23 protein-coding genes and 2 pseudogenes are annotated in these 22,894 nt (G+C 65.9%); 10 read left to right on the forward strand and 15 right to left on the reverse strand.

What is annotated here, in order from left to right; genetic code table 11:
* Positions 1-167: 167 nt before the first annotated feature.
* Positions 168-515: a hypothetical protein gene (locus tag SL003B_RS22365; RefSeq protein WP_013653306.1), complete on the reverse strand. Its 348-nt coding sequence runs from the start codon at positions 513-515 to the stop codon at positions 168-170.
* Positions 516-847: 332 nt separating this feature from the next.
* On the opposite strand from SL003B_RS22365, the gene chrA reads away from it, so the two are divergent.
* The 5 genes from chrA to modC all read left to right on the forward strand — a co-directional run bounded on the left by chrA (position 848) and on the right by modC (position 5,175).
* Positions 848-2,065: a chromate efflux transporter gene (gene chrA / locus SL003B_RS12955; protein ID WP_013653307.1), complete on the forward strand. Its 1,218-nt coding sequence runs from the start codon at positions 848-850 to the stop codon at positions 2,063-2,065.
* 131 nt (positions 2,066-2,196) lie between these two features.
* A complete protein-coding gene (locus SL003B_RS12960; protein WP_013653308.1) occupies positions 2,197-2,568 on the forward strand; it encodes a winged helix-turn-helix domain-containing protein in 372 nt (123 codons plus the stop codon).
* Positions 2,569-2,632: 64 nt separating this feature from the next.
* Positions 2,633-3,421 (forward strand): molybdate ABC transporter substrate-binding protein, encoded by a 789-nt coding sequence (modA, locus tag SL003B_RS12965; RefSeq protein WP_206771929.1) that lies wholly within the window; start codon positions 2,633-2,635, stop codon positions 3,419-3,421.
* Positions 3,422-3,424: 3 nt separating this feature from the next.
* A complete protein-coding gene (gene modB / locus SL003B_RS12970) occupies positions 3,425-4,093 on the forward strand; it encodes a molybdate ABC transporter permease subunit (RefSeq protein ID WP_013653310.1) in 669 nt (222 codons plus the stop codon).
* On the forward strand, positions 4,093-5,175 hold the full coding sequence (modC, locus tag SL003B_RS12975; RefSeq protein WP_013653311.1) for a molybdenum ABC transporter ATP-binding protein: 1,083 nt from the start codon (positions 4,093-4,095) through the stop codon (positions 5,173-5,175). The genes modB and modC overlap by 1 nt, the downstream gene beginning before the upstream one ends.
* 323 nt (positions 5,176-5,498) lie before the next feature.
* Here the strand turns inward: modC and SL003B_RS12980 are convergent, their stop codons facing one another.
* From SL003B_RS12980 to SL003B_RS13005, 6 genes are all read right to left on the reverse strand, one after another.
* Complete coding sequence (locus SL003B_RS12980; protein ID WP_013653312.1) at positions 5,499-6,479, reverse strand: FAD:protein FMN transferase; 981 nt, start codon at positions 6,477-6,479, stop codon at positions 5,499-5,501.
* Positions 6,460-8,667 (reverse strand): PepSY domain-containing protein, encoded by a 2,208-nt coding sequence (locus tag SL003B_RS12985; protein ID WP_013653313.1) that lies wholly within the window; start codon positions 8,665-8,667, stop codon positions 6,460-6,462. Before SL003B_RS12985 ends, SL003B_RS12980 begins: the two co-directional genes overlap by 20 nt.
* Before the next feature lie 12 nt (positions 8,668-8,679).
* Positions 8,680-9,150, reverse strand: coding sequence for a DUF2271 domain-containing protein (locus tag SL003B_RS12990; RefSeq protein ID WP_013653314.1), 471 nt, complete (start codon positions 9,148-9,150; stop codon positions 8,680-8,682).
* Between the two features lie 37 nt (positions 9,151-9,187).
* Positions 9,188-9,547: a hypothetical protein gene (locus SL003B_RS12995; RefSeq protein ID WP_013653315.1), complete on the reverse strand. Its 360-nt coding sequence runs from the start codon at positions 9,545-9,547 to the stop codon at positions 9,188-9,190.
* Positions 9,548-9,719: 172 nt separating this feature from the next.
* A complete protein-coding gene (locus SL003B_RS13000; RefSeq protein ID WP_013653316.1) occupies positions 9,720-10,382 on the reverse strand; it encodes a cytochrome b/b6 domain-containing protein in 663 nt (220 codons plus the stop codon).
* Entirely contained in the window at positions 10,375-10,695 is a 321-nt protein-coding gene (locus SL003B_RS13005) for a PepSY domain-containing protein (RefSeq protein WP_013653317.1), read from the reverse strand. The genes SL003B_RS13000 and SL003B_RS13005 overlap by 8 nt, the downstream gene beginning before the upstream one ends.
* A 145-nt stretch (positions 10,696-10,840) precedes the next feature.
* On the opposite strand from SL003B_RS13005, the gene SL003B_RS13010 reads away from it, so the two are divergent.
* Both SL003B_RS13010 and SL003B_RS13015 read left to right on the forward strand, forming a co-directional pair.
* Entirely contained in the window at positions 10,841-11,500 is a 660-nt protein-coding gene (locus SL003B_RS13010; protein ID WP_013653318.1) for a response regulator transcription factor, read from the forward strand.
* Positions 11,497-12,870 carry an ATP-binding protein gene (locus SL003B_RS13015; protein WP_013653319.1) on the forward strand — a complete coding sequence of 458 codons (1,374 nt, stop codon included), beginning with the start codon at positions 11,497-11,499 and terminating at the stop codon, positions 12,868-12,870. Before SL003B_RS13010 ends, SL003B_RS13015 begins: the two co-directional genes overlap by 4 nt.
* 203 nt (positions 12,871-13,073) lie before the next feature.
* Here the strand turns inward: SL003B_RS13015 and SL003B_RS13020 are convergent, their stop codons facing one another.
* From SL003B_RS13020 to SL003B_RS22375, 4 genes are all read right to left on the reverse strand, one after another.
* A complete protein-coding gene (locus SL003B_RS13020) occupies positions 13,074-13,574 on the reverse strand; it encodes a c-type cytochrome (protein WP_013653320.1) in 501 nt (166 codons plus the stop codon).
* Between the two features lie 43 nt (positions 13,575-13,617).
* Positions 13,618-14,973 (reverse strand): FAD-binding oxidoreductase, encoded by a 1,356-nt coding sequence (locus SL003B_RS22370; protein ID WP_013653321.1) that lies wholly within the window; start codon positions 14,971-14,973, stop codon positions 13,618-13,620.
* A 204-nt stretch (positions 14,974-15,177) separates the two neighbouring features.
* Positions 15,178-16,542, reverse strand: a complete 1,365-nt coding sequence (locus tag SL003B_RS13030; protein WP_013653322.1) for a GAF domain-containing protein — start codon at positions 16,540-16,542, stop codon at positions 15,178-15,180.
* Positions 16,539-17,078 (reverse strand): hypothetical protein, encoded by a 540-nt coding sequence (locus SL003B_RS22375; protein ID WP_049792586.1) that lies wholly within the window; start codon positions 17,076-17,078, stop codon positions 16,539-16,541. The genes SL003B_RS13030 and SL003B_RS22375 overlap by 4 nt, the downstream gene beginning before the upstream one ends.
* A 277-nt stretch (positions 17,079-17,355) precedes the next feature.
* Here SL003B_RS22375 and SL003B_RS13045 point away from each other — a divergent pair.
* Together SL003B_RS13045 and SL003B_RS23380 are read left to right on the forward strand one after the other, a co-directional pair.
* Positions 17,356-18,500, forward strand: a protein-coding gene (locus tag SL003B_RS13045) for an IS3 family transposase (protein WP_148259303.1) whose coding sequence is annotated in 2 segments (ribosomal slippage) — positions 17,356-17,611 and positions 17,611-18,500 — 1,146 coding nt in all. Because the reading frame shifts where the segments join, the coding sequence is not laid out codon by codon here.
* Positions 18,501-18,695: 195 nt separating this feature from the next.
* Complete coding sequence (locus tag SL003B_RS23380) at positions 18,696-19,481, forward strand: hypothetical protein (RefSeq protein WP_148259304.1); 786 nt, start codon at positions 18,696-18,698, stop codon at positions 19,479-19,481.
* A 249-nt stretch (positions 19,482-19,730) separates the two neighbouring features.
* On the opposite strand, the pseudogene SL003B_RS22795 reads toward SL003B_RS23380, so the two are convergent.
* The 3 genes and pseudogenes from SL003B_RS22795 to SL003B_RS13055 all read right to left on the reverse strand — a co-directional run.
* Positions 19,731-19,889, reverse strand: a pseudogene (locus SL003B_RS22795) (IS3 family transposase); the annotation flags it as partial.
* Positions 19,890-19,897: 8 nt separating this feature from the next.
* Positions 19,898-20,944: an IS481 family transposase gene (locus SL003B_RS13050; protein ID WP_013651429.1), complete on the reverse strand. Its 1,047-nt coding sequence runs from the start codon at positions 20,942-20,944 to the stop codon at positions 19,898-19,900.
* 50 nt (positions 20,945-20,994) lie between these two features.
* Positions 20,995-21,974 (reverse strand): annotated as a pseudogene (locus SL003B_RS13055) (IS3 family transposase); the annotation flags it as partial.
* A gap of 133 nt (positions 21,975-22,107) precedes the next feature.
* Here SL003B_RS13055 and SL003B_RS13065 point away from each other — a divergent pair.
* A complete protein-coding gene (locus SL003B_RS13065; protein WP_013653328.1) occupies positions 22,108-22,404 on the forward strand; it encodes a hypothetical protein in 297 nt (98 codons plus the stop codon).
* 40 nt (positions 22,405-22,444) lie between these two features.
* Here SL003B_RS13065 and SL003B_RS13070 read toward each other — a convergent pair whose 3' ends face one another.
* Entirely contained in the window at positions 22,445-22,894 is a 450-nt protein-coding gene (locus SL003B_RS13070) for a very short patch repair endonuclease (protein WP_013653329.1), read from the reverse strand.

Here is a 22,894-nt window from a genome sequence, read left to right on the forward strand (position 1 = left end):
TCGTCCGTCAGACTGTCGGAAATGGTGAGGAGGCCAGCGGTCGCGGCCGAATGGCGGACGGCGCAGGTGCGCAGGCCGCGAGAAGACTCGTTTTCACGTCAGGGAGTCCACAGGATCGAAAGGCCCGCCAAGCGGACGTTAGCGGCCCGAAGTGGGCCGCACGTGCTTCAGATCATGCGGAGAGGAGGCGGACCGCGGGCCGGCGGAGCGCGTGGGCCATGCTGGGAGATGGCCGATGTGGTTCCGAATGACGGGCGTTCGACGGTCCAGACAACGTCCGAAACGACGCCGACGGCTGCCGTTGCCAGTCCGAACGCCTTGGCGAGCGTACAGGCGGGACAGTGGTCATAGGCGACCGGTCCGTCGCCGTCGGCGCCCGGTCGGCACAGGTCGTCCAGCGACCCGCCGAGCATGAGATAGGCGGCAAGATCGGCGTCGAGTGAAGGCGGTTCGACCGATACGGGCCGGTGCGCGAAGGCGACCAAAGTCAGCGCCAGTGCGCACAGCACCGGCACGACCCGTCTCTCGGCAAAATTGCGGATCCGCCCCATGCCTGACTGTGTACGACGCGGCGATGCCGCCTGCAAGCCCTCGCGGCTTTGCGGACGGTGAACGAAGGGCGGAGGCGCTCGGACGTGGGGACGCAGGCTCCATGACCGGAGGCCGGCGCAAGCGAACCGTTGACGCTGCAGGCCAGCGCTGCTTTATCGACGACGGAACCGGCAGAGGACCGGCATGGCCGGCTTCATGCAGCGCCTGGGCGGCTGTCCGGTCTGGTCCGGATGCAGATCCGGCGTCACCCGCGACGGCGACCGGCCGCCGGCCGAATGATCTGGGAAGAGACGACATGACGGACCAGTCGGCAGATGCCGAAACCGCGGCGCAGCGCGGCAGCCCCGCAGAGGTCTTTGCCGTCTTCCTCAAGCTCGGCCTGACGAGCTTTGGCGGCCCCATCGCGCATCTGGGCTATTTCCGCGACGAACTGGTGACGCGGCGGCGCTGGCTCGGCGATGCCGCATATGCGGATCTGGTTGCGCTGTGCCAGTTCCTGCCCGGCCCGGCGTCCAGCCAGGTCGGCTTCGCGCTGGGCCTGATGCGGGCCGGATGGCTGGGTGCGCTCGCCGCCTTCACCGCCTTCACCCTGCCCTCGGCGCTGATCCTGCTCGTCTTTGCCACGACCGCCACCGCCATCGCCGGACCGATCGGAACCGGCGCGCTGAACGGGCTGAAGATCGTCGCCGTTGCGATCGTCGCCCAGGCCGTCTGGGGCATGGCGAAGGCGCTCTGCCCCGACCGGCAGCGGGCAACCATCGCGCTGGCCGCGGTCGCGCTGCTGGCCTTCCTGCCGGGCGCCTACGGCATGGTCGGGGCGATCCTGATCGGCGGTTTGGCCGGCCTGGTTCTCGGAGGCAGCACGGACAAGCCGGTCGGTGGCCATGTCGCCATGCCGGTGTCGCGCGCGATGGCGCTTGTTTCCGTCACGCTGTTCTTTGGGCTGCTCGCGATCCTGCCGCTCGTCGCCGGTCAGTCGCAGGCGCTGGCCGTGATCGACAGCTTCTACCGGGCCGGCGCGCTGGTGTTCGGCGGTGGTCATGTCGTCCTGCCGCTGCTGCAGGCCGAGGTCGTGCAGCCGGGCTGGGTGACCCCGGACGCCTTCCTGGCCGGCTACGGCGCGGCGCAGGCCGTGCCTGGCCCCCTGTTCACCTTCGCCGCCTATCTCGGTGCGGCGCTGGGACCGGAGCCGAACGGCGTCGCCGGCGCGCTCATCGCCCTGCTCTCGGTGTTCCTGCCCGGCTTCCTGCTGCTCGTCGGCGTGCTGCCGTTCTGGGACCGGTTCCGCGCGATGGCCGGCGCTCGGTCCCTCATGCGGGGCGCCAACGCCGCCGTGGTCGGCATCCTCGGCGCGGCACTTTATTCGCCGGTCTTCACCGGCGCGGTCACCGACATGAAATCCTTCACCCTCACCCTCGGATGCTTCGTGCTCCTGTTGGCATGGAAGGCGCCGCCCTGGGTCGTGGTGGGTGTCGCCGTCCTCGGCGGCGCGGGCCTGGCGCTGATTGCCTGAGGTGACCGCGCTATTCGGCTGGCAATGCCAGAGCCGGCGCATGGCTGTTCTGCAGTCGCGCAAGCCTCCATGACGGCGCCAGGACATCACCCGCCTTGCGACCGGTCCGTGAATGGAGCAAATTTTCTGGCATGATCAGAGAAACCCGATGTCCCCGTCTGCGCATCCGCATCGTTTTCGGCGACAATGAAATGATGGGGCCCGGCAAGGCCGAACTGCTGGAGCGAATCGACGCAACCGGTTCCATCGCCGCGGCGGGACGTCAGATGGGCATGAGCTACAAGCGCGCCTGGATGCTGATCGAAACCCTGAACGACATGTTCAGCGAACCGGTCGTCGAAAGCTCCCGTGGCGGGCCGGGTGGCGGCGGCGCGGTGTTGACCGGAACGGGACGGCGCGTGCTGGAACTCTACCGCGCCTTCGAGGCGGACGCGGTTGAGGCCGGCGCGCCGCATCTTGACGCGCTGCTGGCCTTACTTCGCGATATTCCCCATGGAAAATAACGCTTGCTCTGACAGCAGGCTCCCTGCGATATGTTTCTCGGAACATATCAGACGGGAGATGCTTATGAGGATGTCCATCACGCGCCGTTCGGTCGTCGCGGCCTTCGCGGCCATCGCCCTGTCGGCGACCCAGCTTTCCGCCCAGAATCAGGCTCCGGTCGTGGCCGCGGCCTCGGACCTGCAATTCGCCGTGGCCGAGATCGCCGAGGCATTCAAGGTCGAGACGGGCAAGGAGGTGCGCCTGTCGATGGGATCGACCGGCAACTTCGCCCGGCAGATCCGCGAGGGCGCGCCGTTCCAGATCTTCATGGCGGCCGACGAAAAATTCATCGCCGAGTTGCACCGCGACGGCTTCACCCGGAACGAGGGCGACCTCTACGCCATCGGCCGGATCGTGGTGAAGGTCCCGACCGGCTCGATGCTCATGGCCGACGGCAGCCTCGAAAGCCTGCGGAAGGCACTGGCCGAAGGAAAGATCACGCGTTTCGCCATCGCCAACCCCGACCACGCCCCCTACGGCATGCGGGCTAGGGAAGCCTTGATTCACGCGGGCCTGTGGGAGCCGCTGCAGCCTTTCCTCGTTCTGGGCGAAAATGTCAGTCAGGCGGCGCAATTCGCGCTCTCGGGCAATGCCGAAGGCGGCATCATCGCCTACTCGCTGGCGCTGTCGCCGGATCTGGCGGTCAAGGGCAGCCATGACCTGATTCCGGCCGACTGGCACAATCCGCTGCGCCAGCGCATGGTGCTTCTGAAGAATGCCGGCCCCGTGGCAGAGGCCTTCTACGATTACATGCAGTCGGCCAGTGCCCGCCAAATCATGGAACGATACGGCTTCGTCCTGCCGAACGAGTGAGTCATGGACTGGACCGCCCTCTCGCTGTCGCTGAAACTCGCCGCCTGGACGGTTGCGATCCTGCTGCCCGTTTCGATGCTCATGGGGCGGTTCCTCGCCTATCGCTCCTTCGCCGGCAAGGGGCTGGTCGAGGCGCTGGTGATGCTGCCGTTGGTGCTGCCGCCGACGGTCTTCGGCTTCTACCTGCTTGTGGCCTTCGGGCGGAACTCGCCCATCGGCGCGTTCTGGCAGGCGAGCTTCGGCCACCAGCTTGTATTCACCTTCGAGGGACTGGTATTGGCCTCGGTCATCTTCAACCTGCCCTTCGCCATCCAGCCCGCGCAGCGCGGCTTCGAGGCGATCCCGGTCGAAGTACGGGAAGCCGCCAGTTGCTGCGGAATGTCGCCCCTGCGCTCGCTGTATAAGGTCGAACTGCCGCTCGCCTGGCCGGGGCTGATGACGGCGATGGTGCTGACCTTCGCCCATACGCTCGGGGAATTCGGCATCGTGCTGATGGTGGGCGGCTCCATCCCGGGCGAGACCAGGACCATCGCCATTGCCATCTACGATCGGGTACAGGGCTTCGACGACCGGTCCGCAGCGATCATGTCGGCGGTGCTGGTGGCGATCTCGCTTGTCACCATCGCCCTCACCTACTGGCTGTCGGCGCGCGTCGGACGGAGGCTGTCCTGATGGCGCTCGAAGTGATGGCGAAGGCCGCGACGCCTATTCCGCTCGATGTTTCCTTCCGGGTCGAGCCAGGCGAACTTCTTGCGCTGGTCGGGCATTCGGGGTCCGGTAAGACGACGCTGCTGCGCACCGTCGCCGGACTCTGGCGGCCGGACATGGCGCGGGTCGCGGTAGGCGGCACGCCATGGCTCGATACCGCCGCGCGGATCGATCTGCCGACCTACCGCCGCCGGGTCGGGATCGTGTTCCAGAACTACGCCCTGTTCCCGCACATGACGGCGGAGCAGAACGTCATGGCCGCAATGGACCGGACTGACCGCGCCGAGGCCCTGCGCATCCTTGAACTGGTCAATCTTCACGGTCTCGCCAACCGCAAGCCGGCGCAACTGTCGGGCGGACAACAGCAGCGCGTGGCGGTGGCGCGTGCACTGGCCCGCCGCCCGCAGGCGCTCCTGCTCGACGAGCCGTTCTCCGCCGTTGACCGAGCCACCCGCGAGAAGCTCCATGGCGAGATCGTCGCGCTGCGTGCGCATCTCAAGATGCCGATAGTGCTGGTCACCCACGACATGAACGAGGCCCAATTGCTGGCCGACCGGATGGTGGTGATCGAGACGGGAAAGGTGGTGTGCGAGGGCACCGCGGCCGAGGTGATGGCCGATCCGGACGCCCTGCGCGCCATGGGCATCCGCGAGGCTGCGGTCATGCTGCCGGCGATGATCGTCTCGCACGACCATGACGGGCTGACCCGGCTCGACGCCGCCACCGGGCCGCTGTTCCTGCCCAGCATCGAAGGCGCGCCGGGGACGCGGGTGCGGGTGCGGATCATGGCGCACGAGGTCATCCTCGCGCGAGGGCGCCCCGAGGGGCTTTCCGCGCAGAACATACTCCCGGGCAAGGTCGTCCGGATCGTTCCCGGTGCGGGACCGGGCGTGATCGTGCATGTCGGCATCGGCGACGACGAGATCCTCGCCCGTATCACCCGGCGCGCCGCCGATCAGCTGCGGCTACAGCCGGGCGATCAGGTCCATGCCATTGTCAAGTCGTTGTCGGTCGCCCGTGATCATGTCGCCCGCGCGCGCGTCTAAAGCATATTCTTGTCGATCAAGCCGTTCCGCTTGATCGCAAAGCGCCCTAGCAAGCGGCGCGACCATGCGCGGTATCCGCTGCGCATCATGGGCTGCCGGCCTGGAGGCCTGGACACGTGGCTATCGAGGACCGGCCAGCTGTGGCACCAAGGATCGATCCCGCCCGCTGTGCTGGCCTATCCCTGCATGATGGACCGCATGCGCCATCGCCGATAGGGATGATGGTGCCTGCAACCTGAGGGCCGAGCCCCGCGACCGGTGCGGCTGGCGCGAGAAGCGACACTGCCGTCTCCGAACGGTTCATTCCGGCGTTTCCACGCCGCTCAACGCCCGGCGGCCGAGCCGGCCACCGCTGGCTCTTCCGAAAAAGGTCGGCCGACCGCAACGTTCCTTGTACTCCCATCACCGTCACGCAGAAGAAAAAGGGCGCCGAATCCGTGCTTCCTCACAAGCGCACACCCCTGTGCGGGCCCGAGAACCATGAAGGCGGTCGCCCACGCGTCGGCCTCTGTGCAGCTGGGTGCAACGACGGTGACCGAGGCGGGCGAGGACAGCAGCGGCGTACCCCTCCGCGGGTCCATGGTGTGCGACAGGCGGCGGCCTTGCATCTCGACCCAATGGCGGTAGTCGCCCGACGTCGCCACGGCGGCGTCCTCGAGAGCGAGGATGGATTGGGGCGCGCGGCGCTTCGGATCGGGCGCTTCCACCGCAATCGTCCATGGCTCCCCGTCGGGCCTGAGCCCGAGCGCGCGCATCTCGCCGTCGATGCCGACAAGGCCCGCCTCGATACCGTGATCGGCGAGTGTCTCGGCCAGCCGATCCACCCCATATCCCTTGGCGATACCGTTCAAGTCGAGCGTGAGGGGAGCTGTCTTTCGGACACGCGCCTCCCCGATCTCCAGTATCTCATGTGCCGGTCTGCGCGGCGCCGCCATCGCGCTGCGGATACGGTCCGGCACGGCGGCCTCCGAGCCGAAGCCCCATGCAGTGACTGCGTCGCCCAACCCGACATCGAAGGCGCCGCCCGAAGCGCGCCCGATCTCAAGGCCGAGCCGCAAAACGTGCCTCAGCCGATCCGGCACCGCCACCCATTCGCCCACGGGCGCCGCGTTGAGGTTCATCAGGTCGCTGCCGGGGTTCCAGGTGGACATCTGCGCATCGACCTCGTCGACGGCTCCCTGCAAGGCGGCACGGACAGGCAGCGGATCGAAGTCCGCTGGCACGAAGACCAACGCCGACCAGCGGGTGCCCATGGTCGGGCCGTTCAGGGTGTGGCGCACCAGGTCAGTAGACATCTTCGACATAGCGCCCCTGCGTCTTCAGCACCGCGGGCGTTAGGCCAGCCGGAGCGAGGATCTCGGCCAGCGCATCGGCGACGCCGGCGGCCATGTCGCGCCCACCACAGACCATGACGCGGGCACCGTCACGGATCAACCGGGCGACCAGAGCGGCTTCGGCCCGCAGCGCATCCTGCACGTAATGGGGCTGCGCCCCGCGCGACACCGCCGTGGCGAGCCCGGAAAGGCGACCGTCGGCCTGCCAGCCCGGCATCTCCTCGCCGTAGAGAAAATCGCTGTCGGGATGGCGCATCCCGAAGAAGAGATGGATCGGGCGCCGCCGGGCATTGCCGCGCACGAAGCCGGCGAGCGGACCGATGCCGGTGCCCGCGCCGATCAGGATGAGCGGCGCCCGTCCCCGCCCCGGCTGGAAATCCGGATTGCGGCGCAGGAAGGCGGCAACAGTGTCGCCAGGCTCGAGCGCGGTGAGCCGGCCGGAACACAGCCCGCCCGGATGCTTCTTCACCACGATCTCGATGAACCCGTCCCGGCGTGCCGAGGCGAGCGAGTAGAGGCGCGGAACCGGCGACCCCTCGGGCAGGACGCCTATCAGGTCGCCCGCGTCGAAGCGGGCAAAGCCCGTCCCGGCCAGCCGCGGCCAAAGCGTCGCGCGTGGCAGGGCGAAACGGAGGATCGCGGTCGGGGCCTGCACCTCGGCGCCGTAGTCCCGGCGCGAGACGAGGGTCAGCGTTTCGGTTTTCGGCAGGACAGGCTGGTGCGACAATTCCAGGGGGATCCCAAGCGCCTCGCCGAGCGCGCGGCCCCAGCGGGCGAAATCCTGCGGCGACTGGCGGTCGATGGTGTCGAAAGGCATGAGCTCGGGCCAGCCCTTCGCCTCGGCCGCTGCCGCGACATCCCTGGCGAAGGCGCAGTAGGCCGGAAAGCTGCGGTCGCCGAAGCCGAGCACGACCAGGGGCGCGGCGGGCGCGCGGTCGAGTGTCGCCAGTCGTTCGAGGAATCCTCTGGCAGACGCCGGTGCGTCGCCGGCGCCATAGGTGGCGGCCAGCACGATGATCCGTTGCGCACGCACATAGCGATCGGGCGCGAAGGCCGACATCGGCGCGGCGTGGACGCTCCGCCCGGCCTTGGTCAGGGCGCCATGCAGCGTCGCAGCAAAGCCCCAGGTGGTGCCGCCCTCGCTGCCGACGAGCAGAATCGTCTCGGCGCGATCGGCCGGCTGGTTGCCGCGGATGCCCGGCCGACCGCGCCGTCCCGCAAGCCAAATCAGCACACCCGTTGCGCCCATCGCCGGCACAGCGAGCGCCATGAGCCCCAGGACCAGCCCCAGCACGGCGGCGCCCTGTCCGGTGTGCAGCATGTAGATGGTTTCCGAGACGCGCTCCCACGCGCTCAGGTCGGTCCAAGCCAGCAGCGCCCCGGTGCCCTGGTCGAGATAGCCGCTGCCCCGGTCGGTCTTCAGCGTGAAGACGTCGGTTCTGTCGCCGGGATAGGGGAAGCTCAGTTCGCGCAGGTCTGCCACCGGGATGTCGTTAAGCATCGCCATCTCGGCGAGCGCGACGCCGGTCTCGCCGCTGACCGTGGCCGGAAAGGACGGCTTGGCCGCGCCGGCGGGCAGCAGGTCGAAGGTGGAGGCTGTCATCCACAAGGCAGTGCCCGAGGAAAGAACGAGGCCCAGAAACGCCATCCTCGCAATCTCGACATGCAGTCGGCCTGTCAGTGGCCCGCGCAGGGGGGCGAACCAGCGCCGCCAGCCGCCCGCCCGCCGGGCGATCAGCGCCGCGCCCGAGAACGACAGCATCAGCATTGCGGCCGCGCCCGCTGCCATGGCGATGCGCCCGCTGTCGCCGAGGAACAGCGAGCGGTGCAGATTGGTGAACCAGCGTTCGACCGGATTGGGGTCGGCCGAGGTAATGCCCTGCCCGGTCGCCGGGTCGATCACGGCGGCGCCGGGCGCGCCCTGATCGAACCAGTAGGCGGTGATCCGCCCCGAGGGCGCGCGGCGGATCTGCTCGACGCCGGGATAGGCGGACTGGATGCGCGTGGCCAGTTCGACCACGCTCAGCCCTGCATCGGCCTGCGGCGCAGCGAGACGCTCGGCCGCCGGGAAGACCGACAGCACGGCTCCGCTCAGCGTCAGGACGGTGACGAAAGCCAGGGCCACGATCCCCGGCCAGCGATGAAGAGCGCGGATCATGACCCTGCCTCCTTACATGTCGTAGGTGAAACTGGCGACGTAACGGCGCCCCTTCACAGGAGTGCCCGCGCCGTCCGTCGTCAGCGGCACGGCGACCTCGTTCGGACTGTCGCGCATGTTCTCGACGGCGGCGTCGATGTGCAGCGTATAGCCGGCGTCGAACAGCGCATCGGCGAGATCGAGCGTGATCTCAAGCGTCCGACCTGCCCCGACGCTGGCACCGGTGATGCCGTTGATCTGCGCCGGGTCGCCGCCCGTGGCACGGTACCAGTCGGTCAGGTGCTCGTAGTATTTCGACTTGCCACCGGCCATCCAGAGGCTGCCCACGTAGGTCCCGGAGGCGTCGGTGACGTAGAGCGCCAGATAGGCGCCGTCGCCGCCATAAGGGGTGAGCATGGTCGTAAGCGTGACGGGGCGCGCCATCGCGACACCGGGAAGCGTAAGCGCCGTCGTCAGCGCAAGCGCTGCGAGAATTGATTTCATCGGAAGGATCCTTCGTTGGAGGTGCGGCCGACGGGATTCAGTTGACCTTGACCTGCGGTCGGCTGCCGTTCCCGAACAACCCGTTCTGCGGCGGTGCGACCGTGCCGGCAGGCGCCGGATTGCGAGCGCCGCGCCGGCGGTCGTGGTCGTCATCGTCGTCATCGTCGTCGTCGTCGTCGTCATGGCCGCGCCGCGATGTCTTCCGGTAGCGGCGGTCATCATCGTCGTCATCGTTGCTGGCCAGAATGATCGGCAGCGATTGCGCCACGTCTTCGAAGAGCACGGCGAAAGGCCGAGCCTCCCCATTGACGGGTGCACGCATCGCGCTCCAGGCCGGCACGCCGATGGCAGCGGTCAGGGCTGTGGACGCAACAAGAAGGGCGAGAGTCTTTCTCATGGCAGGGTCTCCTTTGGTCTGCTTCCGCCACTTTGGAGCGGCAACCTGAGGGCTACCTGACGGGGCAACGTTTCCCGCTTCAGCTTGCCGTCAGGAACGAAAAGCCCCGCCACGGAGGCGGGGCCGATCGAGCCGAAGGGACAGTCGGCCTTGGGAGACCGATCTGGCGTGGTCAGGGGATATCGCCGGGTCCGAGCGCGCGTTTGTCTCCGGTGATCATGGCACGGGCCAGGTTTTCGCGATGGCGGAAGGACGCGAGCACCACGCCCCCCACATGCAGCACGGCGAGGAGCAGCATCAGGTTTGCCAACGTCTCGTGGATCTCCTTCAACGGACCTTCCACTTCGCCGCGCTCTCCGTATTCCTCGCCGTCCTCGTCGGCCCATGCCGGTGCCATGATCTGCGGCATGGCCCGGGACATCGCCACGCGGCCCGGCTCTTCCATCAACCAGCCGGTGAAGGCGGTGCCGGAAAGGGTGACGAGCAGCGCAACGACCATCGCGGCACCTGCCGGATTGTGGCCGAGATAGCGCGGTTCCCGTCCTCGTGCCATGGCGCCGAGATACGCGAGGGTGTCTCGGGGACCTTTCAGGAACTGGGCGAACCGCGCATAGCGGCTGCCGACGACACCCCAGATGAGGCGAAAGGTCACGAGCCCCGCAACCGCATAGCCGGCGATCTCGTGCACCGGCTGGAGTTCGTCGGCGGTGAGCCATGCCGTCGCGAAAGCTGCCACCAGCGCCCAGTGAAAGACGCGCACCAGAGGATCCCAGACGCGCACCGTGCGCGTCCCGGCCTCCGGCGGTGCCGTGTCATGCACGCGCGCCTCAGTCACCGCCTCGACCTCCCCGACCGCCGGTGCGACGGCGATCGTCGTCTTCGTCCTCGTAGTCGACCTTGATCACCTGAAGCGTTCCGGGATGAACCGTCACCTCGATCCGGCGACCATTGGCATCGCGGCCGTCGATCTCATAGCAGCCATCGTCGATCTTGATGCGGCGCACGGTCCAGCCGTTCTGTTCCGCCAGCCGCGCAACGGCATCCCGCGGCTGCCAGTCCGCCATGGGCACGAAGCAGTCGTCGTCGGCGAGCGCGGTTCCGGCCGGAAGGAGCGCCAGAAAGCCGAGAATTGTCAGTGTCATTTTCATGGGCCAAACTCCCCGATGCGGCCATCTTGATGCAATTCATGCGCAGCGAAGCTGACGGGAGCCTGAAGCCTTGGACCGGGCAACGTCAGCTTTGTGTCAGCCGAAGGGATCATGGACGGTCATCTGAGTGTGAACGGGGACGGCCATGCGCATCTTGCTGATCGAGGACGACACGGTACTGGGAGCCGCGGTGCGGGACCAGGTCGCGGCTGACGGCCATTCGGTGGACTGGGTCACCCGCCTGGATGCGGCCGGCGATGCGATGATCGGCACGGCCTACGATCTCATCCTGCTGGATCTGATGCTGCCGGACGGCCGCGGCATCGGCTTTCTGAAGAGTCTCCGCGCGCGTGGCGACGTGACGCCGGTCATGATCCTCACCGCGCTCGACCAAGTGTCGGACCGGATCGAGGGGCTGAACGCCGGCGCGGACGACTACCTCGTGAAGCCCTTCGACCTCGCCGAACTCTCAGCCCGGATCGGCTCGGTCGCGCGGCGTTACAGCGGCAACCCCAACCCGATCGTCACCCATGGCCCGCTGGAGATCGACCTGGCCGCGCGAAGCATCCGTCGTGACGGCAAACCGGTCCAGTTGACCGCGCGGGAATGGGCGCTGTTCGAGGCGTTCGTGTCTCGCCCGGGCCAGCTTCTGTCCAAGACGCAGCTTGAGGAAAAGCTCTACGCCTTCGACGCGGAGGTGGAGAGCAACACCATCGAAGTCCATGTCAGCCGCCTGCGCAAGAAGCTGGGGCCGCAGGTCATAGAGACTGAACGCGGGCTCGGCTACCGGTTGGGAAAGCCATGAGACTGCCCCGAAGCCTGCAGGCCCGGCTGGGGCTCACGCTCGGCGTCCTGCTGACCGTGCTGTGGATCGCGGCCGCCTCCGTGACGGCCGTGATCGTGCGAAACGAGATGGACGAAGTCTTCGATTCCGCGTTGCAGGAAACCGCGCAGCGGTTGCTTCCATTGGCCGTCGTGGACGTGGTCGGACGCGAGGACGATGGCGTCACCCAACGGCTTGGCGCGATCCGCACGCACGACGAGTTCTTCACCTACATTGTTCGCGACGCCGACGGGCGCATCCTGCTGCAGTCTCACGCTGCCGACCCTTCTGTTTTCCCCGACTATGACGGACTGGGCTTCCGCCAAACCGCGACACACCGGCTGTTCAACGACGATGCGCTGCAGGGCACCATCCGGATCACGGTGGCCGAGCCGCTGGACCGGCGCGCGGCGGTCGCGCGCGAGATTCAGATGGGTCTGGGGCTCCCCCTGCTGATCGTAATGCCTCTTGCGCTGCTGTCGATCGTTCTCGCCGTAAGGGCGAGCTTCGCTCCGCTGCGACGCTTTCGCGACCGGCTTGACGCCCGCAACGCTCAGGATCTGTCGCCGGTTCCGGCCGAAGGCATCCCGTCGGAGATCGCGCCTGTCGCGGTCACCCTGAACGGACTGCTCGACCGCCTGAAGGCGACGTTCGAGGCCGAACGCAGCTTTGCCGCCAACGCGGCGCACGAGCTGCGTACGCCGCTCGCCGGCGCCATCGCTCAGGCACAGCGCCTCAGGTCGGAAACCGGCGATCCGGCGGCCAGGTCGCGGGCGGCCGACATCGAGGCCACGCTGAGGCGGCTCACGCGGCTCTCCGAACGCCTCATGCAACTCGCACGCGCCGAAGGCGGGCGTCTGAGGCTGGATTGGACATCGGACCTGCGAACCGCGGCGCGCATCGTCACCGAGGACCTGGCGCGCACGACCGGGACGGACCGCATCGTCTTGACGGTGCCGGAGGGTCCGGTGATGTCCGATCTCGATCCCGACGCTTTCGGCATCCTGTGCCGGAACCTGGTGGAGAACGCGCTGCGGCACGGCCTGAAGAGCGCCCCTGTCGACGTGTCCTTGTCCGAGGACGGGATGTTCACCGTGGCCAATGCTGGGCCGATCGTGCGCGAGGGGACGCTCTCGCGCCTGACAGGCCGTTTCGAGCGCGCGGGGACGGACACGGACGGCAGCGGCCTCGGGCTCGCCATCGTCGCGGCCATAGCGGCGCGCATCGGCAGTCGTCTGATCCTGACATCGCCCCGCCCCGGCCAGACGTCGGGTTTCGAGGCGCGCTTGAGACTTCCTGTTTCTCCGGTCGACAGACCGGCGACCTCGCCTCCCCCTGGGGCGGGCCTGTGATCGGGGCTCCAAAGCCCCTTGCGCGACGGGAACTGGCCCGAGACGGCCTGGCTTTCCAGCTGGCGCAGCCGTCCCGAGCCGGCGTTTGCGTGCCTTTCAAACGCGGGCCTTTGGGGGCCGACCGTCCTCGTCGGTTTCGACGATGTCGCAGAGCCGGCGAGGCGGTCAGGCATGCCGGGACGCATCGGGGCCGCTCTGCGTGATCAGTTCTGCGGCAGGGCCACCCGGTAGAAGGGGGCCGGTGCCGCCGCGGCTTCGGTGACCGGGTCGAGCCGGGGCGTCTTGACAGGCGGAAGCGCGCGCAGGTAGGCGACCAGAGCGTGCAGGTCTTCCGGTGCGAGCGCGGCATAGGACGGCCAGGGCATGGCCGGCGCCAGCATGCGTCCGTCGCGGGCGACGCCGCCGGTGATCGCCGCAGCGATCTCGGCATCGGTCCAGCCGCCGAGGCCCGAGGGGTCGGGCGTCAGGTTCGGTGGCCAGAAAATGCCGAGGCCGGGGATCTCGAAGCCGACCGTGCCGCCGGACAGGCCCGCCTCCACGACCGGTGTGCCATCGTTGCCCCGCGGCATGTGGCATCCGGCGCAATCCATGATGGTGGCAAGGTATTTCCCGCGCTCGATCAGATCGGTGGAGGGATCCCCAGCCAGCGCGGGTGCAGTGGCGAGGCTTGCAAGCATAAGGAGCGGGAATACTTCGGATTTCATCGTGATCGTCCTTTCCGGGGGAAGTCCCCCTTTGGCCCGCGGGTCATTCGGCGGCCAGCGCCGACGCCGCCCGGGCGGGGGTGAACAGGGTACGGGGGTCGAAGCGCCTGCGCAGATCCGCAAGCCGGCGCGCAGCCGCATCGGAGTGAGTGGGAAGATGGCCGCCGGGACGGTCCAGGTCGCACAGGCCGACATAGGTGCCGCTGCAGAGCGGCGAGAGGTCCCCGATCAGCCCATGCAGCCAGACCGCGTTCCGCTCGTCGTCGGCCGCGTCCGGCCACAGGCCATAGACGGCACCGAAGATCCGTCCAGACCGGGAAAGCGCGGCGTCGGACGGCATCGGCACAGCGTTCGGCCTCAGGGTGAGGACCGCGAAAGTCTCGGCCGACGGGGCATGCGCCATCGCGTCGACCGTGCGAGCGAGGATCGCGCCGAGGTCAGCGTCGGACCAGACCGAATCCACCCGGTAGCGCCGGCCGACGGGCACCGAGGGATCGGTGGCCTGATAAAGCCCCGCCATCGGCGCCTGCATCGGCCCGATCACGTCGAGCGCGGACGGCGCGCCGACCGCAAGGCCCTCATGCACGGCACGCGCGGCATCGGCACTGTCGGCAAAGGCGGTGGCGATGGCGGCGACCATCGGGCCGGCGGGACCGGTCGCCACCTTGGCGGTGAACTCGACCGAGGCGGGCACCTTGGCCATCATGGTCTCGGCCCAGGAGGCGATCTCGGCGGCCATCGCCCCGGGATACACGCGGATCACGGTCTCGATCACGGCGGGCGCGGGCATCAGGTCGAGCCGGTAGGCGGTGACGATCCCGAAGAAGCCAGGCCCCGCGCCCCGCAGAGCCCAGAAGACCTCCGGGTTTTCGGTTGCCGAGGCGGTGACGCGGCGGCCGTCGACCAGCACGACCTCGGCCGAGGTGACGAGGCCGCAGGCAAAGCCCCAGGCGCCGCCGTTCCAGCCGACGCCGCCGCCGAGCAAATAGCCGCTCATCGGCACGCTGCCGCAATGGCCGAGCGGAAAGGCCAGCCCCTTCTGGTCCAGGGCGGTCGCCATCTCGACGTTGGTGACCGCCGGCTCGACCCGTGCGCTGCGGGCGGCGGTGTCGATCTGGAGTCCCTTCAGCGCGCCCAGGTCGATCACCATGTCGGCCCTTGCCGCGATGCCGGTGAGATGATGTCCGCCGCCGCGCGGCGAAACCGTCAGGCCGTGGGCGGCGGCGAAGCCCACGGCCTCCTGCACGTCGGCGGCCGAAGCGGCGCGCACGATCAGCCGGGCGCGTGGCGCAGGCTTGCGACCGTTCCAGATCAGCGCGTCGTGTTCGGCGCCGAAGCCGGGTTCGATGGCGGTAACGACGGCGCCGGAGATCCGGCGCTTCAGAGCGTCAATGGTCATGTTTGTCCTGTCCCGGCGGGTGTCCGGCCCGATCCTCTTGCCTGCGGTGCGCGCGGCACTGACTCTGGCGTGGGTTGTGCGGCGTTTCCGGACAGAGCTGAGCTGCCGGATCTGGCCTGGACGGACTGATAGACGATCCGACGGGGACGGGCTTGCTAAGTCTCCCGGCAGGAAATCGTAAAAGATTGCTAAACCGAGCGGCTCTCAGGCCGCGGGGGAGCCCTCGTGATCCATGTCCATCAGCGCGATCCCGCAGGTGGCGACCAGCCGGAACCGGCCGCGGCCGCTTCTCTCGATCCGCAGGCAGGCGCCGCGCTCCTCCAGCCTCCGGCGCAACAGGACGAGCCGGGCATCCAGGTTCTCGGCATGGTCGGGCAGCTTCAGCGACCGGTCGAGCCGCAGCTCGCGCGTGGAGAATTCGGTGCGCCCGGTCTCTGCGTTCTGGCGCAGAAGTCGCCAGAGGATCGCCCCCGCGACGCCCTTGATGAGATAGTCATCGTCGAGGAACAGGCTGTCGTCGCGCGGGTAGCGGCGCACGGTGACACAGCTCGCCGGTGCGGCCGGGGATGCGGCCGGGGATGGGGTCGGCCCATCGGGCGACCCGGCCTCCTCCTCGCCGAGCAGGCTCGCCTGTGCCCCGAAGTAGCTCGCAAGCAGGACCAGCGCGTCCTCGTCCTCATGGTCGAACCGCATGATCTCGGGCGATTCGCAGAACAGCACGCCCAGCACACGGCCCGCCGACAGGATCGGCACGGCGATCTGACTGTGCGGATCGCCGAGGCCGGGAAACGGAACGCCGTGCGGTTCCCCGGCGATCAGGCCCGCCTGCCGCGCCGCCGCCCCGAGCGCTGCACCATAGCGGTAGTCCGCGCTCAGATGGCCGATGCGGATCGGCACCGCTTCGCGCGCGGCAACGCCGATCACCCCTTCGCCTCGCAGGATCTCGGCTCCAACGCCGGAGGCGGCATAGCCGCGCGAACCAATGGCGAACAGCCGCCCGTCGCCCTCGGCCATCAGCAGGATCGTGTGCTCGATGTGCAGATGCCGGACCACGCCATCCAGCACCCTGTCGGCCAGTTCGTCGAAGTCTCGGCAGCGCGCGAGATCTTCGATGCAGGAGCGGGCGGCCGAAAGCAGGGGCCGCGCAGGCTGCTCGGCCGGCACGGCAGGCGCCGTCAGCTGTTCGATCCCCGCCACGCGGAAGACATCGGCCCCGAGCAGCCGGAAGACGCCCTCGAGCCCGTGATGGGAGGCAATGCCCGCCAGTCGCGACTTCATCATCTCGAACAGCGGGCCTTCCGTGCGCGTCTCGACATGATCGAGATGCAGGCGGTGGCGGGCATGGGTCAGGGGATCGAAGATCTCGACACAAGCCTTTCCGGTGGCCAGCAGGTTCGTCCGCGTCTTGTTGAAGAACTGCCAGGACAGGGCCACGTGGTCGTCATCCACCCAGTACACCTGGCTGATCATCGAGACATTGGGCTGCCCCTCGGCATCGCAGGTGCACAGGAGCGAGGCCGCGACCCCCTCCATCGCGCCGCGCAGGGCGCGCAAGCCACAGGGGCTCATCGCCGCAACTCCGCCCCGGCGCCGGGACCAGGCGTCTGGGTAAAAACGCGCTCGGGCCTGAACTCCACAACCGCCAACCCGCCCGGATCGTAGGCGGTGTAGTCGCGGGCCTGTCCCGGGGTATAGCTCAGCGTGACCAGTTCGTGCCGCAGGATCGCGCATTGCCGGGCAATCTCCGACAGGTCTTCGGACTCGGGCGAGTCAAGACGGGCGGAGGCGGCCTTGATCTGGATCGACCGGTGATCGCGCGCGCTAGAGAAGGTCGCGGCAACGGCGCTGCCGGCCTCCACCGCGGCCAGAAGCGGGGCGTTGCGGGCGCAGTCCAGGAACAGCCGCACCACACTCATCTCGCGCACCCGGCAGGCAACGCCCGACCCGACCAGCGGACGGTCGTCGATGCCCTTCACGCCGAGGATCGGCGCGACACCGCTCTGGACGAAGGCCACGAGATGAACCGGCAGCCGCCCCGGTTGTGGCGTGGAATCCCGCCAGCTCACCTGGTCGTCGGTCGGGGTGGCATAGGTCGGTGCGGTCATCGTCGGGGACAGGGGATCGGGTTGACGCCGGTGCCTGCATCATGGCGTTGTCGGTTCCATTGTCCCATAGCACAAACATTCCGGTTCGCGCAGAACGGTTCTCGGCGACGCGTGTCGCTCTTTCTTCAGACGACGGACTCTGCCCGCCTGATCGCCATCCCCTGATGGCTTGGAGACCTTTTTCTTCCAGGCGTAGTGAGCTGCTCCCCAAAAATCGGACAGTGACGGAAGCTACGATCTGACGTCTGCTGGTCTCCAAGAGCGAGGAGATCAGGATATGAAGAAACGCAGGAACCATGATGCGGGGTTCAAGGCCCGCGTGGCGCTGGAGGCCTTGAAGGGCGAGCGCACGGTATCGGAACTAGCCGCCGAATACGGTGTACATCCGACGATGATCCACCAGTGGAAGAAGGCGTTGCTGGACGGCGCGGCGGACATCTTCGAGCGGGGCGGCAAGAAGGCCCCTGAGGTTGATGAGGATACGGTGCGGGCGCTGCACGCAAAGATTGGGGAGCTGGCTGTGGCCAACGATCTTTTGTCACGAAAGCTCAAGCCCTGGACCGGCAAGTGAGGCGCGGGATGATCGAGAAGAACCATCCTGCCTTGTCGGTGGGCGCGCAATGCCGCCTGCTGTCGATCTCGCGCTCGTCGTTCTACTACGAACCGCAGGGCGAGACGGCGATGAACCTCGCCCTGATGCGGGTGATCGATCAGCAGTTCCTCGAAACCCCGTTCTACGGCGTTCGGCAGATGACCTGGCACCTGCAGAACGAGGGCCATGCCGTGAATCAGAAGCGCATCCGGCGGCTGATGCGGCTCATGCGCCTGATGCCGATCTACCAGAAGCCCGATACCAGCCGGCCCGCGAAGGGGCACAAAACCTATCCCTATCTGCTGGGCGGGCTGCGGGTGGAGCGGCCTAATCATGTCTGGTGCGCCGACATCACCTATCTGCCCATGCGCCGGGGCTTTCTCTATCTGGTGGCCGTCATGGACTGGTTCACGCGCAAGGTGCTGGCCTGGCGCATCTCGAACACGCTGGAGGCCGACTTCTGCGTCGAAGCGCTGAACGAAGCAATCCACAAGTTTGGCCTACCCGAGATCATGAACACGGATCAGGGCAGCCAGTTCACGTCCTTCGCTTGGACCGATCGGCTGAAACGGGTCGGCACCCGGATCTCGATGGATGGCAAGGGGCGCTGCCTCGACAACATCGTCATCGAGCGCCTGTGGCGATCCCTGAAGTATGAATGCGTCTATCTGCACGCTTGGGAGACCGGCTCTCAGGCAAAGGCTGGCATCGGCCGCTGGATCACCTTCTACAATCACCAGCGGCCTCACACCGCCCATAGCGGACAGCCGCCCGCCGTGGTTTACTTCAACACCATCGAAACCGATCAGCAGGTGCAGGCAGTAGCTTAAATCACCCGAAAATCTGTCCAAGAGACGGGGAGTAGCTCAGCCGACAGATTGGCAAATTAGCGAAGCCACCAGCATGCTATGCGGGGAAAGGCTACTGATGTGAACCAAAATCGCCATTCATGAGGTCGGCCTTCATTCCAATGAGACCCGGGATTTGGTAGCAGTTGAGAACTTCATCTCCGTTTCGAGGTTCGCGTGCTCAAAGGATTAGCCATCATCTTACTGGCGCTGACTCCGATCTCCGCTGCAGCAGCCGATTTTTCCGTTACAAACACAAAACTTGGAATGACCGATGCAGAGATAATCAGCGCGCTTCCTGATGATCTAAGGCCGACCGCCGAACGCCGACTTTTGGGGGCATTGGGCGAATCGCCCATTCCTTATGTGAGAGTATCGGCAGGAACCGCTGAATGCGAAGCCTTGAGGTTCAAAGAGCACGGCCGGGTATGTACGCGATACTCGGCCTTTCTTATGTCTAAAGGTTCGACGTTTCATTCTATATCTATTACACTTGATCAATTTTTTGAAACGTCAATTGACATTAGTGTAATCGAAAATTTGCTGATAAAGAATTTTGGTGAGCCTTCTGCAAAGATTATGAATCCTATATATAATTTTAATATTGAAAAATCTTCTATTTCTCGAGTGGGTGCGCCAAGCAAATGGCCCGATGGTATGCAGGTAGAGATCCCGCCCTTTAGCCCTCTGCCCTTGTTTATTTGGACGCCCGAAATTAGTAATATCGACCCATCAAAGAGAAATAGCCTGTTATCTGTCGCTCCTAACGTAGGTCAAATCGGGCTAACGCAACCGCTCCTACGTGTTTTCGTCAACCTCGATGGAAATCGGGTCAGCGGACTTAAAATTATTCTAAGTGATCCGGTCGCGCATAACGAATGGAGTGCTCGCTTAGAGCAAGCCGAAAGAGCTAAACGGCTTGAACGAGAGAGGGCAGCCGAAGGTCAAATCAGGCTAAGATAGTAGCAGAAACGTGGAAAGGTTTGCATACGTCCGGCGTGGCTCATCCGCCTGGTAGCGGGTTAGCGTGGCGGTGGATCATATTCCTTAGGACGCTTTGCGATAATGGCATTCGTGTCGGGATCGAAAACGGTCTCGGGGAGCAAGCTGCGCTCAAGGTGCACTAACTTGATTGAGGTGTGCACTTAACCTTCTTTCCGTGCTATCGTCGGAAAGGAGTGAATAGCCCCGACTTTTGTGGACACCCTCGGGTTACATTTCGTGCTGCCGTTCGAACTCGACGGGTGACAGCATCCCGTTCCTGACGTGCTTTCGCTTTGGATTGTAGAACATCTCGATGTAGTCGAACACGTCCTGCCTTGCCTCCTCGCGTGTTCGGTAGGTCCTGCGCCGTATCCGCTCGCGCTTGAGCTGTCCACTTAACCTTCTTGGCTAACGAATGACATGACGGTTTCGACAGGCCGTCTGCCTTGGTTGCGGTAGCCCAGATGCGGGCGCTCTGTGTTGTAGTGGACGAGCCAGGCGTCGAGATCGGCCTGCAGGGCTTCGACGGTCTCGTAGAAAGTCTCGCGCATCTTCACCCGGAAGAACTCGTCCAGCACCGTGCCGTTGAAGCGCTCGACGAAGCCGTTGGTCTTTGGCGTCTTCACCTTCGTGCGGCGGTGCTCGATGCCATTGAGGTCGAGATAGAGCTCGTAAGGATGCCGGTCCGTCCCGCAGAACTCGCGGCCATTGTCGGTCAGCACGGCTTTCACCGGCAAATCGAGATGGCGGTAGAAGGGCAGCACGTCGTTGTGCAGTACTGCGACCGCCGCCTCGGGCTGCTTGGAGACGTGCAGGAAGCCGAAGGCGTAGCTGCCGAAGGTATCGACCACGGCGTGCAGATAGACCTTGCCGACGCCCTTGAGACTGCCCACGAAGAACGTGTCGGCCGACAGGAGCTCGCCCGGCGCGCTTGATTCCACGTGCCTTTCCCGGAAGCAGGGGTTCAGCTTCTCCAGGAAGGCGGCCTGTTCGGGCGTGATCTCGATGGCCGTCTCGGCGTTCTGTGCCTCCAGCGCCAGCCAGCGCTCGACCTTGGTGCCGAGGCCGCTTTCGTTGAGGATCTTCTGGATGGTGATCGACGACACCCGGACACCTTCCAGCGCCAGCATCGCCTCGTGCCGATTACAGCCATAGGCGGGATGCGCCAGCGCAAGCTCCTTGATCCTGTCCACCACCTCGGGCGCCGTCGTCTGCGGATGGCTCTTGTGGATCGGCGGCAGGTCCTTCAGCCCGTCGAACCCTTGCGTCTGAAACCGGCGCTTCCACTCGTAGAAGCTGGTCCGGTCCATGCCTCGCTGACGGCAGGCCTCGGCGACGTTGCCGAGTTCCCTCGCCAGCTCAAGCACGCTCAAACGCTGCTGCGCCACCTTGCTGGCGGCATCACGAGGCGAGGCCTGCCTTGCTGTTGATGATTGTCCCATGGGATCTTCCTCCTTTCCAACGATAGCACGGAAAGAAGGTTAAGTGCACACTTGAGGAGATTGAAGAAGCTCTCCGCCACGGCATTGTCGTGGCAGTTGCCGCGACGGCTCATCGAGTGCTCAAGATTGTGGTGCTTCAGGAACGCTGCCCAGTCCATGCTGGTGAACTGCGATCCCTGATCGGAATGGACCAGAACCCTGCTCTTGGGCTTTCGACGCCACACCGCCATCAGCAATGCCTGCAACACGACATCGGTGGTCTGGCGGCTCTGCAGTGACCAGCCGATGACGCGGCGTGAAAACAGATCGATCACCACCGCCAGATAGGCAAAGCCCTCCTGGGTCCGGATGTAGGTGATGTCAGTCACCCACGCCCTGTCCGGCGCTTCGACATCGAACTGCCGGGCAAGGGTGTTGTCGACGACGACCGACGGCTTGCCGCCATAGGAGCCAGGCCGGCGCTTGTAGCCGATCTGCGCCTTGATCCCGGCCAGTTTTGCCAGACGAGCGATGCGGTTGGCGCAACTGGTCTCTCCCTGATCGAGAAGGTCGTCGTGCAGCTTGCGATAGCCGTAGACCCTGCCGCTCTCCTTCCAGGCCTTGCTGAGAAGCTCGGTCTGACGTGCGTCTTCCCGAGTTCGCCTGCTCAGGGGGGTCTTCAGCCAGGCGTAGAAACCGCTGGGCTGGATGCACAGGCAACGACACATCGCCCGAACCGTGAACTGCTGGCGATGCTCGGCAACGAACGCGTATCTCACTTTGCATCCCTGGCGAAATACGCGGTGGCTTTTTTTAGGATGTCACGCTCCTCGGTGACGCGCGCCAGCTCCTTCTTCAGGCGACGGATCTCTGCCGCCTGATCGCCATCAGTTGAACCGGATGGCTTCGAGAACTTCCTCTTCCATGCGTAGAGCGAGTGCTGGCTCACACCCAGCCGCTTCGACACCTCCGCAACCGGGTAACCCCGCTCGGTGATCTGCGCCACTGCATCGCGCTTGAAATCGTCACTGAAACTGCCGGTCCCCATCATGGCCTCCTTGCCTCAAAATTAGGGAAGAAGGCGTCCAGAAATCTAGGGGCTATTCAGGGCTCCGATCCCGGAGATTGTCACGCTCCACGTCCCATTCAGGATCGTAAAGCGTGGCGGGCGGAAGGAGATGCAGATGCCCGAGGGCGCCACGCAACCGCGGCGGACAGACAGCACGCTGGTCAAGGCGTTGGCCCGCGCGTTCCGCTGGAAGCGGATGCTCGGGTCAGGTGAGTTCGCTAGCATCGCCGAACTGGCCGAGCACGAGGGGATTGCGCCATCTTACATGACCCGCGTCTTGCGGCTGACGCTTCTTGCGCCCGACATCGTCGAGGCGATTCTGGACGGTAGGAAAGGACCGAACGTGACGCTAGCACGGATGTTGGAACCGTTTCCATTGGACTGGTGGGAGCAGCGAGCGGCCCGCGCCTAGCCGAGGCCCGGGGTTCAGGGGCCATTCAGATGGATACGGCTTAGTTTCCCGCCGGAGCTCCCACGAATCGTTCAGGGCAAATTTCATCCGCGACTCTGCGCACAGCCCCAGCCACCTGATTTGCGGACCTCAACTCGCACTCCCAGACGACGATTACCCTCCATCCCAACCTTTCGAGCTGTTCCCTAGTCCGCGCATCGCGCGCGACATTTCGGTCGAACTTCTCTACCCAAAACTCAGTATTGGTCTTTGGCGTGGTGGCGACCTTGCAGCCTCGATGGCGGTGCCAGAAACAGCCGTGGACGAAGATGACAGTCTTATAGCGCGGCAGGACGATATCAGGCTTGCCTGGCAAGCCCTTGCTGTGAAGCCTGAACCTGAAGCCGAGGGCGTGCATAGCGCGACGTAGCGCAACTTCCGGCGCAGTGTTCGACGAGCGGATCCGCGACATGCGCTCCGATCGCTCCGAAGGGCTCAGGAAATCGACCAC

Origin of the sequence: Polymorphum gilvum SL003B-26A1 (assembly GCF_000192745.1) — a bacterium.
GTDB classification, from domain to species: Bacteria; Pseudomonadota; Alphaproteobacteria; order Rhizobiales; family Stappiaceae; genus Polymorphum; species Polymorphum gilvum.

Coding starts and splice junctions, on each gene's coding strand:
- chrA (WP_013653307.1), top strand. CDS start 848: ATGACGGACCAGTCGGCAGATGCCGAAACCGCGGCGCAGCGCGGCAGC.
- SL003B_RS12960 (WP_013653308.1), top strand. CDS start 2,197: ATGATCAGAGAAACCCGATGTCCCCGTCTGCGCATCCGCATCGTTTTC.
- modA (WP_206771929.1), top strand. CDS start 2,633: ATGAGGATGTCCATCACGCGCCGTTCGGTCGTCGCGGCCTTCGCGGCC.
- modB (WP_013653310.1), top strand. CDS start 3,425: ATGGACTGGACCGCCCTCTCGCTGTCGCTGAAACTCGCCGCCTGGACG.
- modC (WP_013653311.1), top strand. CDS start 4,093: ATGGCGCTCGAAGTGATGGCGAAGGCCGCGACGCCTATTCCGCTCGAT.
- SL003B_RS12980 (WP_013653312.1), bottom strand. CDS start 6,479: ATGTCGAAGATGTCTACTGACCTGGTGCGCCACACCCTGAACGGCCCG.
- SL003B_RS12985 (WP_013653313.1), bottom strand. CDS start 8,667: ATGATCCGCGCTCTTCATCGCTGGCCGGGGATCGTGGCCCTGGCTTTC.
- SL003B_RS12990 (WP_013653314.1), bottom strand. CDS start 9,150: ATGAAATCAATTCTCGCAGCGCTTGCGCTGACGACGGCGCTTACGCTT.
- SL003B_RS12995 (WP_013653315.1), bottom strand. CDS start 9,547: ATGAGAAAGACTCTCGCCCTTCTTGTTGCGTCCACAGCCCTGACCGCT.
- SL003B_RS13005 (WP_013653317.1), bottom strand. CDS start 10,695: ATGAAAATGACACTGACAATTCTCGGCTTTCTGGCGCTCCTTCCGGCC.
- SL003B_RS13010 (WP_013653318.1), top strand. CDS start 10,841: ATGCGCATCTTGCTGATCGAGGACGACACGGTACTGGGAGCCGCGGTG.
- SL003B_RS13015 (WP_013653319.1), top strand. CDS start 11,497: ATGAGACTGCCCCGAAGCCTGCAGGCCCGGCTGGGGCTCACGCTCGGC.
- SL003B_RS13020 (WP_013653320.1), bottom strand. CDS start 13,574: ATGAAATCCGAAGTATTCCCGCTCCTTATGCTTGCAAGCCTCGCCACT.
- SL003B_RS22370 (WP_013653321.1), bottom strand. CDS start 14,973: ATGACCATTGACGCTCTGAAGCGCCGGATCTCCGGCGCCGTCGTTACC.
- SL003B_RS13030 (WP_013653322.1), bottom strand. CDS start 16,542: ATGAGCCCCTGTGGCTTGCGCGCCCTGCGCGGCGCGATGGAGGGGGTC.
- SL003B_RS22375 (WP_049792586.1), bottom strand. CDS start 17,078: ATGACCGCACCGACCTATGCCACCCCGACCGACGACCAGGTGAGCTGG.
- SL003B_RS13050 (WP_013651429.1), bottom strand. CDS start 20,944: ATGGGACAATCATCAACAGCAAGGCAGGCCTCGCCTCGTGATGCCGCC.
- SL003B_RS13065 (WP_013653328.1), top strand. CDS start 22,108: ATGCCCGAGGGCGCCACGCAACCGCGGCGGACAGACAGCACGCTGGTC.